13 protein-coding genes are annotated in these 14,714 nt (G+C 68.9%); 6 read left to right on the top strand and 7 right to left on the bottom strand.

The genetic code is table 11. The annotated features are described in order from the left end of the window. Nucleotides 1-7: 7 nt before the first annotated feature. On the top strand, nucleotides 8-301 hold the full coding sequence (locus EJC77_RS11505) for a MoaD/ThiS family protein (RefSeq protein WP_125612735.1): 294 nt from the start codon (nucleotides 8-10) through the stop codon (nucleotides 299-301). A gap of 52 nt (nucleotides 302-353) precedes the next feature. On the opposite strand, the gene EJC77_RS11500 is transcribed toward EJC77_RS11505, so the two are convergent. Then, nucleotides 354-848, bottom strand: coding sequence for a hypothetical protein (locus EJC77_RS11500; protein ID WP_125612733.1), 495 nt, complete (start codon nucleotides 846-848; stop codon nucleotides 354-356). Between the two features lie 207 nt (nucleotides 849-1,055). Here EJC77_RS11500 and EJC77_RS11495 point away from each other — a divergent pair, with 207 nt between their 5' ends. Continuing rightward, nucleotides 1,056-2,804: a pyruvate dehydrogenase gene (locus tag EJC77_RS11495; RefSeq protein ID WP_125612731.1), complete on the top strand. Its 1,749-nt coding sequence runs from the start codon at nucleotides 1,056-1,058 to the stop codon at nucleotides 2,802-2,804. Between the two features lie 18 nt (nucleotides 2,805-2,822). Here the strand turns inward: EJC77_RS11495 and EJC77_RS11490 are convergent, their stop codons facing one another. Then, nucleotides 2,823-4,379: an NCS1 family nucleobase:cation symporter-1 gene (locus EJC77_RS11490; protein WP_125612729.1), complete on the bottom strand. Its 1,557-nt coding sequence runs from the start codon at nucleotides 4,377-4,379 to the stop codon at nucleotides 2,823-2,825. A gap of 515 nt (nucleotides 4,380-4,894) precedes the next feature. Here EJC77_RS11490 and EJC77_RS11485 point away from each other — a divergent pair. Beyond that, nucleotides 4,895-5,086, top strand: a complete 192-nt coding sequence (locus EJC77_RS11485) for a hypothetical protein (RefSeq protein WP_125612727.1) — start codon at nucleotides 4,895-4,897, stop codon at nucleotides 5,084-5,086. A gap of 39 nt (nucleotides 5,087-5,125) precedes the next feature. Here EJC77_RS11485 and EJC77_RS11480 read toward each other — a convergent pair whose 3' ends face one another. Both EJC77_RS11480 and EJC77_RS20390 read right to left on the bottom strand, forming a co-directional pair. Beyond that, complete coding sequence (locus EJC77_RS11480) at nucleotides 5,126-6,286, bottom strand: MFS transporter (RefSeq protein ID WP_240630154.1); 1,161 nt, start codon at nucleotides 6,284-6,286, stop codon at nucleotides 5,126-5,128. 118 nt (nucleotides 6,287-6,404) lie between these two features. Further along, nucleotides 6,405-7,235 (bottom strand): GntR family transcriptional regulator, encoded by an 831-nt coding sequence (locus EJC77_RS20390; protein WP_276309072.1) that lies wholly within the window; start codon nucleotides 7,233-7,235, stop codon nucleotides 6,405-6,407. Here EJC77_RS20390 and rlmN point away from each other — a divergent pair. After that, on the top strand, nucleotides 7,234-8,457 hold the full coding sequence (gene rlmN / locus EJC77_RS11470) for a dual-specificity RNA methyltransferase RlmN (protein WP_125612721.1): 1,224 nt from the start codon (nucleotides 7,234-7,236) through the stop codon (nucleotides 8,455-8,457). The genes EJC77_RS20390 and rlmN overlap by 2 nt on opposite strands. A 109-nt stretch (nucleotides 8,458-8,566) precedes the next feature. Next, complete coding sequence (locus EJC77_RS11465) at nucleotides 8,567-9,790, top strand: aminotransferase class I/II-fold pyridoxal phosphate-dependent enzyme (RefSeq protein ID WP_125612719.1); 1,224 nt, start codon at nucleotides 8,567-8,569, stop codon at nucleotides 9,788-9,790. On the opposite strand, the gene EJC77_RS11460 is transcribed toward EJC77_RS11465, so the two are convergent. The 3 genes from EJC77_RS11460 to EJC77_RS11450 form a co-directional block, all read right to left on the bottom strand. Continuing rightward, a complete protein-coding gene (locus tag EJC77_RS11460; RefSeq protein ID WP_240630151.1) occupies nucleotides 9,787-11,151 on the bottom strand; it encodes an APC family permease in 1,365 nt (454 codons plus the stop codon). The genes EJC77_RS11465 and EJC77_RS11460 overlap by 4 nt on opposite strands. 241 nt (nucleotides 11,152-11,392) lie before the next feature. After that, entirely contained in the window at nucleotides 11,393-13,510 is a 2,118-nt protein-coding gene (locus EJC77_RS20710) for a S53 family peptidase (RefSeq protein ID WP_205787194.1), read from the bottom strand. 50 nt (nucleotides 13,511-13,560) lie between these two features. Further along, entirely contained in the window at nucleotides 13,561-14,013 is a 453-nt protein-coding gene (locus tag EJC77_RS11450; RefSeq protein WP_125612717.1) for an acyl-CoA thioesterase, read from the bottom strand. A 162-nt stretch (nucleotides 14,014-14,175) separates the two neighbouring features. On the opposite strand from EJC77_RS11450, the gene EJC77_RS11445 reads away from it, so the two are divergent. Next, nucleotides 14,176-14,565 carry a DUF2695 domain-containing protein gene (locus tag EJC77_RS11445; RefSeq protein ID WP_125612715.1) on the top strand — a complete coding sequence of 130 codons (390 nt, stop codon included), beginning with the start codon at nucleotides 14,176-14,178 and terminating at the stop codon, nucleotides 14,563-14,565. Nucleotides 14,566-14,714 lie beyond the last annotated feature (149 nt).

The raw sequence follows: 14,714 nt of genomic DNA, 5'->3' as shown, positions 1-14,714 counted from the left end.
TGCCACCATGGCTGGTGAGGTCACCGTCCTGGTGCCCAGCCTGCTGCGGCAGTTCACCGGGGACCAGGCGGAGCTGCGGCTGAGCGTGGACGACGCGGACACCACGGTGGCCGGGCTGCTGGACGCGATCGGCGGGCAGTTCCCCGTGTTCGACCGGCGCGTCCGCGACGAGACGGGGGCGCTGCGCCGCTACGTGAACATCTACGTGGCCGGCGACGACGTGCGCCGCGGCCGCGGCCTGGCCACGCCCGTCGCGGCCGGGCAAGAGGTCATGGTCATCCAGTCCATCGCCGGCGGGTAGCGCCCCGGCCGCGCCCGGCAGCCTAGTGCTGTGAACCTAGCCGGTCATAGCACTAACTTGTTGCACTGGCGGCAAATATCCGGCGGAGGGTGAAGAAACAGCCGAGCGCGCAGAACGCGGCGGCCATGAGGATGTCCTTCGTGTAGGCGCTCCACAGTTCCGCGTTGTTCGTGAGGTTGTCCGCGAAGAGGCCCCACGTGGCGGTGTCGAACACCGCATCGACCGGGTTCAGTCCCAATTCCTTCACCATGTCCAGCCACATGCCGCCCAGGAAGGCCAGCACCAGCGTCACCACTGTCACCGCCACCACTATCCACGCACCCCTCCGGGTCGGGTGTCCGGCGCCCAAGGCGTAGAGCCGCCCGGCCGCGAAGGCCACCAGCCACGCGACAATGGACGCGACTACACCGAAGTTCCAGATGATGAGCCACAGCAGCACTCCCAACGGAATCGCGATGGCCGCAAAGACCGTGCCGCGCACAAGGTCCTCCACGGGGCGTGCGGGCGGGGTTGGGTGGGCGGGTTCGAATCCGGGATATTCGGGCATGGGGTCCCCTCGTGAGGTGTGCGGGAAAGCGAATGACCAGCCAATACTGGCACGGCGTTCCCGCCTGCGAACCGGACCGGCCGCCGACACGCCGGCCGTGGGCCCACGGGGGCGAGGGGCCCACGGCGAGCGTGCGAGCCGGGGGAGCCGCCGGGGATATATTGGGGCTGTCCGCTCATGATTCACCCGACCCCGGGAGGGACCGCCATGGCGAAGGAACTTGCCACCCAGTTGATCGAACAACTCCAGGCGGCGGGGGTGAAGCGGATCTTCGGGATCGTCGGCGACAGCCTGAACCCGCTCGTCGACGCCGTGCGCAAGACCGGCGGATCGGCCGCCGGCGGCATCGACTGGGTCCACGTCCGGCATGAGGAGGCGGCCGCGTTCGCCGCCGGGGCAGAGGCCCAGCTGACGGGAGAGCTGGCCGTCTGTGCCGGCTCCTGCGGCCCCGGCAACCTGCACCTCATGAACGGCCTGTACGACGCGAACCGCACCGGCGCGCCCGTGCTGGCCATCGCCTCGCACATCCCCAGCAAGCAGATCGGTGCCGGCTACTTCCAGGAGACCCACCCAGACCGGCTGTTCGTCGAATGTTCCGTCTACTCCGAATTGGTCAGCACCACCGATCAGGCCCCGCGCGTGCTGCACAACGCAATCCAGCACGCGGTGGGCCGGCGCGGCGTCGCCGTCGTCACGCTGCCCGGCGACATCGCCAGCCTGCCGGCCACGGCGCCGGCGCCGTTGCAGCGCCAGGCGGCACCGGCGTCGTTGGTCCCCTCCGCCGACGCCGTCCGCGCGCTCGCCGGTGCCATCAACGCCGCCGGCAAGGTGGCGATCTTCGCCGGCGCCGGCGTGGCGGGCGCGCACGACGAGGTCATCGAACTGGCCGGGCGGATCAACGCGCCCATCGGGCACAGCCTGCGCGGCAAGGACTTCATCCAGTACGACAACCCGTTCGACATCGGCATGACCGGGCTGCTCGGCTACGGTGCGGCCGCGGAGGGCATCGAGGACGCCGACCTGTTGCTGCTGCTGGGCACCGACTTCCCGTACGACCAGTTCCTGCCGCAGACGCGCACCGCCCAGGTGGACCGGGCCGTCGAACACCTGGGCCGGCGCACCGACGTCGACCTGGCCGTGCACGGCGACGTGCTGCCGACGCTGCGCGCACTGTTGCCGCTCGTCACGGCCAAGAAAAGCCACCGGTTCCTGGACCAGCTGCTCAAGAAGCACGACCGGCTCATGAACAAGGCCGTCGGCGCGTACACCCGCAAGGCCGACAAGCTGGTGCCGATCCACCCCGAATACGCCGCCTCCGTACTCGACGCGGTCGCCGCGGAGGACGCCATCTTCACGGCCGACACCGGCATGTGCAACGTGTGGACGGCCCGCTACATCAACCCGCTCGGCACCCGCCGGCTCATCGGATCGTTCCTGCACGGGTCCATGGCCAACGCGCTGCCGCAGGCCATCGGCGCGCAGGCCGCGTTCCCCGGCCGGCAGGTCATCTCCGTCTCAGGCGACGGCGGGCTGTCCATGCTGCTCGGGGAACTCGTCACGGCCGCCGCCGCGAACCTGCCCATCAACGTGGTGGTGTTCAACAACTCCACGCTCGGCATGGTCAAGCTCGAGATGCTCGTCGACGGGCTGCAGGACTACGGCGTCGACGTGCCGGACGTCAACTACGCGGCCGTTGCCACGGCACTGGGCTTCAACGCCATGCGCGTCACCGACCCGGCCGGCGTCGAGGACGCCTACCGGGCCGCGTTCGCGCATCCAGGACCCTCGCTGGTGGAGCTCGTCACCGACCCGAACGCGCTGTCCATCCCGCCGAAGATCAAAGGGGAGATGGTGTTCGGCTTCGCCACGGCCATGTCCAAGATCGTCCTGAACAAGGGTGCCGGCGAGGCCGTCAGCATGGCGCGCAGCAACCTGCGCAACATCCCGCGCCGCTGACCGCAGCCCCGGGGCGGCTCAGTGCGTGCTCGCGACGGCGATCGGCTCACCGGAGACGTCATCCAGTTGCGGCGTGCGGTCGGAGATGACGTAGAAGATCACGGCGGCGATGCCCGCTCCGAAGAACCAGGAGAAGTCGGAGATCGCGGAGAAGGCCGGCACGAGGCCGAACACGATCGCAATGAGTGCGGCCGGGACGAACGCGAGGATCGCCCGCGGGTTGACGCCACCGCGGTAGTGGTAGGGCTCGGACCCGTCCTGGGTGTAGAGGGCGGGGACGTTGATCTTGGTCTTGCGGATCAGCCAGTAGTCCACCATGATGATGCCGAACAGTGGGCCGAGGAGGGCGCCGAGGCCGCCGAGGAAGTAGACGATCACGACGGGGTTGTTGTAGAGGTTCCAGGGCAGGATGACCAGGCCGATGATGGCGGAGATCAGGCTGGCGCGGGCGAAGTTCAGTTTCTTCGGGAAGAAGTTGTTCAGCGCGTAGACCGGGGCCACGAAGTTGGCCATCATGTTCACCGCGATGGTCAGCACGAGCAGGGCCAGGCTGGCCAGGACCACCAGGACGGTGTTCGGGATCGACTCGACGATGTCCGAGGGGCTGGTGATGATGTGGCCGTTGATCCTGAATTGCGCGCCGGCCATCACGACGGCGATGACGCCGAACAGCATGGTGTTGATCGGAATGCCCCAGAAGTTGCCCCTGACAATGGATTTGCGGGACTTTGACGCGCGGGTGAAGTCGCAGAAATTCAGCACGAAGGTGCCGTAGATGGTCACCCACAGGGCCGCGCCGCCGAAGATGCTGCGCCACATGGTGGCGCCGGTGAGCGGGTGGCTGGTGGAGAAGGAGATGGACATGCCGGCCTTGAGGAACATCCACACGGCCAGGGCGATCAGGGTGATCAACACGATGGGGCCGGCGAAAACCTCGTATTTGCGGATCATGTCCATGCCGTAGCGGACAATGACCACTTGCACGATCCACAGGAAGAGGAACGTGATCCAGCCCAGGGTGGAGAGTCCGAGGATCGAGTCATGGTCCAGGTTCTTGAGCCCGGGGACCATGGCGATGAGCATGACGCGCAGCACCAGGGTGGCGAGGTAGGTCTGGATGCCGAACCACACGACGGCGACGGCGCCGCGGACGGCTGCCGGCAGCTGGGCGCCGCGGATGCCGAACGAGATGCGACTCATCACCGGAAACGGGACGCCGGTCTTATATCCCATGAAGCCGGACAACGTGAGCAGGACGAAGAGCAGGGCCGCGCCGATTCCCAGCGAAACCAGGATTTGCCAGCTGCCCAGGCCCAGGGCGAAGAGTCCGAGGATGAACCCGTAATTTCCCAGGCTGTGCACATCGTTGGCCCACAAGGCGAAGATGCTGTACGAACTCCAGTGCCGTCCCTCCTTCTTCGTCGGGGCCAGGTCTTGGTTGTACAGCGTCGCGCTGATCAGCGGCAATCCGGGGATGTCACCGCTGGGCGGATAGTGCAGGATGTGGTCGACGTGTTCGTGGTGATGGTGGGATGTTTCGGCGGCCGGTGAAATGGCATCGCGGTCGATTTGCATGAGGGCGTACTCACTTAAGGAAGTCGTTTTTGGGTGCGCGTAGCTGCACAGGGAGTTTGAGGACGGGCGGCCTTGGTGCGGCCGGCCGGAATGAAGGCGTTACCGGGAGTTACTGCGGTACGTGCCGGGCCTGGCAGCTACGAGGTTCTGCCCGCAGCGGCCGATGTCTGAATACGCCGCCAGGGCGATCAGATGTACGCAAGGGGACCCGAGGCTTCGCCGTCGGGGTTCCCTGGGCTGCCGCCGAACTCGCTTTCAGCGCAGCATGGGTGGAAATGTGCATCGATCTGAACCAATCGCTTGTGTGACCTCATCAGCGAGGGCACACAACGAGTGTAAGTCGGATCACATCTATTCCACAATAGGATATCCGATTTTCGCATCGTGAAAATTGCTGGGATTCCGGGTGCCCCTGGCTGGGCTCGGCCTGCACGAGTCGCGACGGACGGCGTCCGCCATTGATCGCACGCCGCCTCGGGCCTACGGTTGAAGCACATCCAAGGGGGTGCAAGGCAATGGAAATTCACCTGTGGTGGTTGGAAATGGACCTGGCCGCGAAGGAATGGCTGCGCGAGAACCTGGGCGCGGCGTCCCTGCCGGACCACGTGTTGGCCGCCGTCACCGCGTCCGGCGGCGTCGTCGTCGACGGCACGCTGACGACGCGGGAGTGGGAATTCATCGAGACGCAGTCCGAATTCGTGGACTAGACTCGTGGACTGGCGCCGCGCGCCGCCGTCGTCCGCGTCCTACACCACCGCCGTGCGGCGCAAGCCGACTGCCACGAGGACCAGGCAACCGAGGCAGATGAGCGCCACCACGGCCAGCAACACCGTGTAGCTGGCGATCACGGCCAGCCCGGCCAGGGCCATGGGCAGCACGAACCCGGCGTAGCTGAGACTGTAGTAGACGCCCGTCAGCCCGGCCAGATCGGCCCCGGTGGCGATGTGCTGGATCTCCACGAGGCCGGACACGAGCGCGATCCCGTACGACGCGCCGAGCAGGACCGCGGCCGCCGCGCCGGCCCACGGGGACAGGTAGTGGGCGTTGACCGCGGCGATCACCAGCCCGGCGATCATGGCGGCCATGCCGACGAGCATGGCCCGCCCGCCCGTGAGGCGGTTGATGCGCGCCGTGAACGGCTGGACCAGGGCGCCCGTGCCCAGCGTGACGACGGTCAGCAGCGTCGCGTACCCCAGCTGCATCCCACCCAGGCGCGGGGTCTCCAACATGGGGATCACCGCGTAGGCCACGCCCGCCGTGGCGAACACCCACGGCGCGGCCGGCAGCACCACCTGCCGGAACCGGCGGTGCCCGGCCAGCGGCACCCGCAGGTCGGCGAGCAGCGAGCCGCGCCTTGTCGAGGTGGTGGTGGCGCGCTTTCGGACGGTCTCGGGGGCGCCCGCAAGTGCCGCCAGGGCCGCCAGGCTGAGCGCGATGTGCACGGCGTACGGTGTCGTCGTCGGCCATGGCCCCCACTGGGCCAGTGCCCCGGACACGCCGGCGCCCAGCCCGAAACCGAGCGTCAGCGACAGCGACGGCCGGCGGGCACCGGCCGTGTCGTCCGCCGTCGTGTCGAACGGCGGCGTGGACAGCTCCTTCAGCCAGCTGGTGCCCACGGCCATCCCGATCCCGACGCCGAGGCCGGCCAGCACGCGGCCGGCGCACATCAGCGCCTCGCTGCGGAAGAACAGGGCCAGCACCACGCTGGCCGCGATGCCCAGGCCGACGCCGACGGCGGCCAGCGGCTTGCGCCCGTACCTGTCCGACAGTGGGCCTGCGACCAGCAGGCCCGGGACGAGCCCGCCCACGTACGTGGCCAGGAACAGGTCGACGCTGAGCACCGAGTAGTGGCCGATGTCCCGGTACAGGCTCAGCAAGGGGGTGAAGTGGTTCCCTCCCCAGGCCATCATTGCCACCGCGGGGGCCACCCGTTGCCATGACGCGGCTTGCCATGACGCGGCTTGCCATGATGCGGCGCGGGCGCGCATGAAGATCACTGTCCTTTGAAACTGGGGGGTATGGCCGTCAGGCGCCGACGTGGCGCCTGAGCAGCGACTCGTAGCCGGCGGCGTCGCCGGCGGCCAACAGGGCGGCCAGCCTTGCGTGCTCGTCGACGAAGCGCAGCAGCGCGGCGGTGTTGGCCTGCACCGTCAGGCATGTCAGCCGGGCCAGCCGCGGGCCGAGTTGGGCGTAGAAGTCGTCGATGATCGGGTTGCCGGAGCCGGCCACGACGCGGGCATGGAACTGGTGGTCGGCCCGGGCGAACGCCGGCACGTCGGATCGGGCGGCGGCGTCGCGCTGCACGTCCAGGAGCGCGGCCAGGTCGTCCCCGGCCGCCGGTTGCCCGCCACGGGCCTGCAGTTCCACGGCGCGCGATTCAAGCATGATGCGTGCCGTTAGCAGGTGGGCGGTTTCGGTCGCGTTGGGCGTGGTCACGAGGGCGCCCTTCTTGGGGAACAGCCGCAGCAGGCCCTGCGATTCCAGCAGCAGGAACGCCTCCCTGACGGGTGTGCGGCTGACCTTGAACCGTGCGGCCACCTCGCCCTCGGTGACCAGGGTGCCGCCGGGCATTGTGCCGTCCACGATCTCCGCGCTCACCGTGGCATAGACGCGTTCGACGGCGGTCGTGGCGTCGGTTTCCCGGCCATGCCAGGACCAGTNAGCGTCGTGTAGGGACCCCGGGCCGACGCGGCCCGCCGCCCACCTGCCCGGATAGTGGACAATGGAAGGGATGACTCCCCTCGAAAACACCCCCGAGCACCACCGCAGCCGCACGTCCGAGGCGGTGGCGCACCGCCCCGACCGCGAGACGCGGCATGAGGCGGCCGGCACGCGCCACGAGGCCGAGCGCCGCATGTCCGAATCCCGGGCCCGTCGGGAGGGCCGCGCCCAGGTGCGTCCCACGCCCGAGGGGTGGAAGCAGGCCATGGGCGCCGATGGCCGGCCGCAGCTGCAGTTCGCGTCGAAGCCGCGCGTCACCCAGCCGCCGGCCCACCTGGCCGACCTGACACTGGCCGAGCGGGCGGACAAGCTCAAGGAACTGGGGCTGCCCGGCTTCCGCGCCAAACAGCTGTCGGTGCACTACTTCCAGCACCACACGACCAACCCGGAGCTGATGAGCGACCTGCCCAAGGCCGGGCGGGAAGAGCTCGTGGCGGCCATGTTCCCGCCCCTGCTGACCGAGGTGAAGCGGCTGACCACCGACGACGGGGCGACCATCAAGTTCCTGTGGCGCCTGTTCGACGGCTCCCTCGTCGAGTCCGTGCTGATGCGGTATCCCGGCCGCATCACGCTCTGCGTGTCCAGCCAGTGCGGTTGCGGCATGAACTGCCCGTTCTGCGCCACCGGCCAGGCCGGGCTGACACGCAACATGTCCACGGCCGAGATCCTCGACCAGATCGTGCAGGCCAACCGGGTCATCGCCGAGGGCGGGCTCGGCGGAACCCGCCGCACGGCGGACGGCACAGGCAAGCACGACGCCGAGCGCGTCACCAACATCGTGTTCATGGGCATGGGCGAGCCGCTGGCCAACTACAAGCGCGTCATGAACGCCGTGCACCGCATGGTCGCCGGGGCGCCCGAGGGCCTGGGCATGAGCGCCCGTGGCATCACGGTCTCCACCGTGGGCCTGGTCCCCGCCATGAAGAAGCTGGCCGACGAGAACCTGCCGTTCACGTTCGCCCTGTCGCTGCATGCGCCGGACGACGAACTGCGCGACGAGCTCATCCCGGTGAATTCGCGCTGGAAGGTCGACGAGGCGCTGGACGCCGCACACGAATACTACGAGCGCACTGGCCGTCGCGTGTCCATCGAGTACGCGCTCATCAAGGACATGAACGACCACGGCTGGCGCGCCGAGCTGCTGGCCAGGAAACTCAACGCGCGCGGCCGCGGCTGGGTGCACGTGAACCCGATCCCGCTGAACCCGACACCGGGCTCCATCTGGACGTCGTCGGAACCGGCCGTCATGCGCGAGTTCATCCGCCGGCTCGAAGACGCGGGCATCCCGACGACGCTGCGCGACACCCGCGGCAAGGAGATCGACGGCGCCTGCGGGCAGTTGGCCGCGGCCGAATAGGCGTGCGGCTCAGGCCTGCCAGTCGCGAAACCGGGCCCGGCGCGCGGTGTGACAAGCTGGAAGCCGGGCGCCGCCGTCGTGCCTTCCACTTCGCATCCAGGAGGCAGGCATGGACCATCCGCTCACCGTCGCCGACCGGGCCCAGGTTCCGCCGTTCCAGGTCATGGACATCCTGGCGCGGGTCGCCGAACTGCGCGCGGCCGGGCGCGACGTCATCTCGCTGTGCGCCGGCGAACCCGGCGGGGGAGCGCCCAGCGGGGTGTCCGCGCGGGCCGCGGCGCTGCACGCCGCCGGGACGCCGCTGACGTACACGCCGGCGCTGGGCATCACGGACCTGCGCGAGGCGATCGCCGGCCACTACCGGCGCTGGTACGGCCTCGACGTGCCGCCGCGGAACATCGCCGTGACCACGGGATCGTCCGGGGCGTTCATGCTGCTTTTCCTCGCCGCGTTCAACCCCGGTGACCGCGTGGCGCTGGCCCGGCCCGGGTACCCGGCGTACCGGAACATCCTGCGCGCGCTCGGCATCGAGGTGGTGGAGCTGGACTGCCGCGCCGACACCCGCTTCCAGCCCACCCCGGCCATGCTGGAGGCCGCCGTCGGCGAGCATGGGCCGCTGGCCGGGCTGGTGCTGGCCTCGCCGGCGAACCCGACCGGAACCATGGTGTCGCGGGCCGAACTGGCCGCGCTGGCCTCGTGGTGCACGTCGTCGGGTGTGCGCCTGGTCAGCGATGAGATCTACCACGGCATCACCTACCCCGCCGCCGGTTCCGCGGACCCGCGCGGCGTCTGCGCGTGGGAGCTGGACCGCTCCGGCACCGTGATCTCCAGCTTCTCCAAGTACTGGGGCATGACGGGCTGGCGGCTGGGCTGGGCGTTGGTGCCGGACGACCTGGTCGCCGCCGTCGACGCGCTCGCCGGCAATGTCGCGTTGTGCCCGCCCGCGCCGGCGCAGATCGCCGCCGTCGAGGCGTTCAGTGACGCGTCCTACGCGCAGGCCGACGCGTCCGTGGCCGAGTTCGCCCGGACGCGGTCCCTCCTGCTGGCGTCCCTGGACCGGCTGGGCTGGGGTGGGGCGGCGCCGGCCGACGGCGCGTTCTACCTGTACGCCGACCTTGGGCCCGCGGCCTCCGGGTTCGCGGATGCGGCCGGGTACTGTGCCGCGTTGCTGGAGGCCGAGGGCGTGGCCCTGGTGCCGGGCGCCGACTTCGATGACTCGGCGGCCGGGCGGCGCCACGTCAGGTTGAGCTTCGCGGCCGGGCTGGAGGCCGTGCGGTCCGGGGTGCAGCGAATCGAGCGGTTCCAGGCGTCCCGGCCCGCGCCGGGGGCCTAGGCCAGGTCCATCTGCGGCGTGGGCCTGCGGAACCCACGGGTCAGGACGGCCAGGTAGATGACGCCGACGACCAGCCAGGAGATGCCGAGCACCAGGGCGTTGCCGTCCAGGCTGGTCAGGAGGTAGGCGCAGACCACGGCGCCGATGGCGGGAACCACCACGTACCAGAGCACGGGCAGGCGGTTGCCTTCCCTGCGCTGGCGAATGTAGTGCGCGATGGTCGAGACATTGACCATGGTGAAGGCGACGAAGGCGCCGAAGTTGATGAACGACGTCGACGTGCTCACGTCAAGGAACAAGGCGATGAGGCCAACGACGGCGGTCAACAGGATGTTCAGGGCGGGGGTCCGGAATTTCGCATGGACGAAGCCGAAGAACCGGCGCGGCAGCACGCCGTCGCGCCCCATCGCGTACAGCAGCCTGGCCGAGCTGGACTGGGCGGCGATGCCGGAGGCGAACTGGGTGACCACCAGGCCGGCCAGGAAGACGGCGCTGAAGAGGCTGCCGCCGATGTCCCCGGCAATCTCGAAGGCCGCCGAGGACGGGTCGTGGAAGTCGCTGCCGGGGTGCACCAGTTGGGTGAAGTAGCTGATGACCACGAACACGACGCCGCCGGCCAGGGCGACCAGCATGATGGCGCGGGGCAGCGTCCGGCGCGGGTTCTTCGTCTCCTCCGCCAAGGTGGTCACGGCGTCGAAGCCCAGGAAGGAGTATGCGGCGATGGCCGCCCCGGCCGAGATCATGGTCAGGTTGGTGCCGGAATTGGCAAACGGCGTCAGGGAGAACAAGGCGCCGCCGCCGCGGTGGCCGGCGATGTTCGCGATCGACAGCGCCACGAACAAGATGATGACCAGGAACTGGAAGGCCATCAGCAGCAGCGTGGCCTTCTCGGCCACCACGATGCCCAGGATGTTCAGCACGGTGGTGGCCAGGATGAATCCGATGATCCACATCCAGAACGGAACGAACGGGAATTGCGCCTGCAGGAACGAGGCCCCGATGAGCCAGATGACCATCGGCAGGAAGAAATAGTCCAGCATGGCCGCCCAGCCGACCAGGAACCCGACCCGGGAGTCGATCGAGCGCCGCACGTAGGTGTACGCCGAGCCGGAGGTCGGGAAGGCCCTGGCCATGCGCCCGTAGCTTTGGGCGGTGAAGAGCATGGCCACCAGGGCCAGCAGGTACGACGCCGGCACGGCGCCGCCACTGGCCACGGCGATGATCCCGAACGTCCCCAGCACGATCAGGGGCGCCATATAGGCCAGGCCGAAGAGAACTACTGATCCGAGCCCGAGCGTGCGCTCCAACTGGGGTTCATGAGGGCGCTGCATTGTTGCGGACGCAAGGTATTCCGATGTCACGGGCGGCTCTTCCTAGTCTTGATGCTGCCGGTCGGCAGTCGGCGCGGTGGCGGCGGCGTTCGGGAACGACGCCGGGCGATGGTGATCTGAACCACGCGCGGCCTTGCCACCCTATGTTAGGTAACCTATCTATCGCCATGAGCGCATGCACAACCGCCAGCCCCGTCGAATGGGTGCATGCATGATGCGGATCGTGCCGCGGTGTCCTACGCCCCGTGCGGGCTGCCCCTCGGCGATGGCGTCAGTCGGCGAGCGTGAGCCCCTTCCAGCTGCCACCCAGGACCACGCGGGCCCCCCAAGTGCCGTTGTGAATCGGGTAGTAGTAGCGAAGGCCGGTGCCGGTATTGCGTGCGGTCAGGCCCCGGCTGCCGGTGCCCGTGAAACCGGGGACCGGATCGAGCGAATCGAAGCCCTGCCACCCGGACCCGATGGTCCTGCGCGTTTCGCTGACGACCTGGCCGGCGCCATTGCCGCGGTAGAGCAGGAGGGTGCCGGCCGTGGTCCGCACCAGCAGGTCCTGGTTGCCGTCGCCGTCGAAGTCGAGTTGGGTGATCTTCAGGCCGGTCCAGCCCCGGCCGATTTGCACGGCGGCGTCGACCGCGGTGCCGTGGCGGTTCGCCCAGTAGTACAGGCCACCGGCGGCGTTCGTGCCGACCAGCCACGGATACGGCGCCGCCTTCGACCACTTGCCGACGGTCAGGGTGATGCCCGCCCAGCCCTGCGTGGCGATGACCGGACCATAGGCCAGCCCCCCGCCGGACCCGAGGTAGACGCTGACCCGGCCGGAGTTCCACTGGACCAGGAGATCGGCGATGCCATCGCTGTTCCAGTCCGTGACGTGCATGTCCTTGATGTTGCTGAAACCGTTGCCGATCTGGCGCGGGCTGCCCAGCGTCCCGCCCCCGGTGGCGGGAACGTCGAAGAGCCGGCCGCTGCTGTCCGCATAGACGGTGTCGGCGGCGGACGTGATGGCCCGCGGCGGCGGTGACGGTGACGGGGTGGGTGACGGGGTGGGGGACGGTGACGGCATCGGCTTGTTGGTGAACGCCCCGACGCCGGACGGGGTTCCCAGGCCGGTGGGCCCGTCGTAGCCGGCCTCCCCGGAGCACAGGTAGGCAACGGTGCAGGTGCCGCTGCTGCCGGAGGTCACATCGTTGAGCTGGCCGGGACGGCTGTAGGGGAACCCCGCCGGCGCGGTGCCGGGGTCCGGGCGTCCGGCGAGCGCGTACGTCGCGGCGATGAGGGGCGAGGACGCGCTGGTCCCGCCCAGGACCATCCAGCCGTTGGCGGCGTAGTAGACGGCGATTCCCGTTTGCGGATCGGCGACGGCGGAGACGTCGCTGATGGTCTTGGTGGTGCAGCCCGTATCGGTCTGCCAGGCCGGCTTGGCCGACGCCGTCGAGCAGCCGCCGCCGGTTCCCGACCAGGCCGCCTCGGACCATCCCCGGGCGCTGGAGTCCTTGACGAGACTGGTTCCGCCCACCGCGGTCACGAATTGGGAGGCCGCGGGGTAGTCGGCGCCGTAGCCGTTGTCGCCGGAACTGGCCGTGATGGCGACGCCGGGGTGGTTGAAATAACCGTCGAAGGAGGTGTCGTCACTCGTGGAGGCCGCGCCATAGCTGTTCGAGACGGCGACGGCGCCCTTGGTGACGGCCATGTTCACGGCCGTGCCCAGATCTGAAAGCGAGGATGAGTCGGCCTCGACCAGGAGGATGTTGCACAGTGGGCAGGCGGCGGAGACGACGTCGAGGTCCAGGCTGATCTCCTGGCTCCAGCCGGTGTCGGCGGGCGGGTAGGCGGTGCCGCCGCGCTGGTCGATCCTGGTGAAACACCCATTGGTCGTGGTGCAGGCGGGCAGTCCGTACTTCGCCCGGTACACGCCGAGGTCCGCTTCGGCGGTGGGGTCGTCCATGGCATCGACGACGGCCACTCTCATGCCGGATCCCGCCGTCCCGGAGGGGAGCTTGTACGCTGCCTGCAGGTCGGTCGGCGCGTAGCCCAGCGGGACGGCGGCGGGCGAGGCCAGGGGGCCGCCGACGAACTCATCCCTGACGGAGTTGCACGAGGCATGACCCGGCCGGGCCGGCGGGCAGACGGCGGTGGATTTGTGTCCGGCGAGGGATGCCTTGACGTTGCGGTTGACGTCCGGGTGGACCGCGACGGCCTGCGGAGCGGCTGACGGTGGGGGAGTTGCGGCAAGTGCCCCTCCGACGGCGAGCAGCCCCACCGAAAGGGACAGGACGACGCCGGCAATCACGCCGCGCACCAGCGGCCCGGTCCGTGTGCCCGGCCGAATCCCCTTGGCGCGTTTGACGGAGGGGAAAGTCCACACGGGGCGCCTGGGGTGTTCGTTGCTCACATGCGTAGTGTGCCCTACATGCCGCCGCCGGTCGGTCTGCGACCCGCGTGTTACGACACTTCGTGAACAGGTGACGGCTCCTCGACATGCCGGAGGTGCTCGTGCGGGACCCGGTCCCGGTCGTACGTGATCTCGGTGTAGCCGTGCGGGGCCGGCAAGCCGCCGGGCCCGAGGTTGACGAAGACGATCTTCTCGATGGTCAGGATGGACTGCCGGGTGAACATGTTCCGCACCTCGGCCCGCATGGTCAGGGACGTGCGGCCGAACTCGGTGGCCGTCAGTCCCATCTCGATCAGGTCGCCCTGCTGGGCCGAGGAGACGAAGTTGATCTCCGACATGTACTTCGTGACCGCGTTGCCGTTGCCCAGCTGGACGATCGCGTAGATCGCCGCCTCCTCATCGATCCACCGCAGCAGGCTGCCGCCGAACAGTGTGCCGTTCGCGTTCAGGTCCTCTGGGCGGACCCATTTGCGGGTGTGGAACGTGATGTCACCGGTAACCATGCCTCGATTCTATGGGGTCGTTGCCCCAGGTTGTTCGCTGGGGGTGCCCGACGGCGGCGCCCTCCACAGCGGTCGGCGCGGCTGTGCTTGTGCACAGGTGTCCGCCGAGCCATGGAGTGAGGAACCGATCCTCGCGACCATGGGTGTGTCGAGAGGATCCCCATGGAAGAGATGTCCGCCATTGACGTGGACCGCAGTGTCAACGAGTTGGCCCGGGAAATGATGACGCCGGAACCGAACGAGTGCCTGCCGTGTTTCGTGCAGCGCATGGTGATGCTGGAGGGCTGCGAGAACGACCTGGGGTGGACCGGGTTCTACCTGGCGAGGTACTCCAGCAGCTTCACCGGTCTTGAACGCCTGCTGGACACGATCGGCGGAGACTGTGATTGCGAGGTGGTCGAGGACGTGTATGCGCGACGCGAAGAGTTGTGGAACGCGGACCGGTGTCCCGGCTGCGGTGTGCCGCTGGAGAGTCCGGGCTGTCGCGGCGTGGGCGGGAGCCCGTTGCAACCGTGCGGGTTGTGGCTCGCCGGCATCTCTCGCGAGCCGTGATTCCATGCCGCTGGCCGCCTCCCCGGTGGTCCAGCTTGTCGAGACCCGCGTAGCTCCTCCTCCACAGATTAGCACACAACTTGTGGATATTGGTGTGCATAGCACTAGCGTACATCGCCGCAAAGGAAGGGGATCAGTGACCAATGCGG

It is taken from the genome of Specibacter cremeus (assembly GCF_003946885.1).
GTDB classification, from domain to species: domain Bacteria; phylum Actinomycetota; class Actinomycetes; order Actinomycetales; family Micrococcaceae; genus Specibacter; species Specibacter cremeus.
The sequence above is the reverse complement of the archived record's forward strand: the minus strand, read 5'-3'. Positions and strand labels throughout refer to the sequence as shown.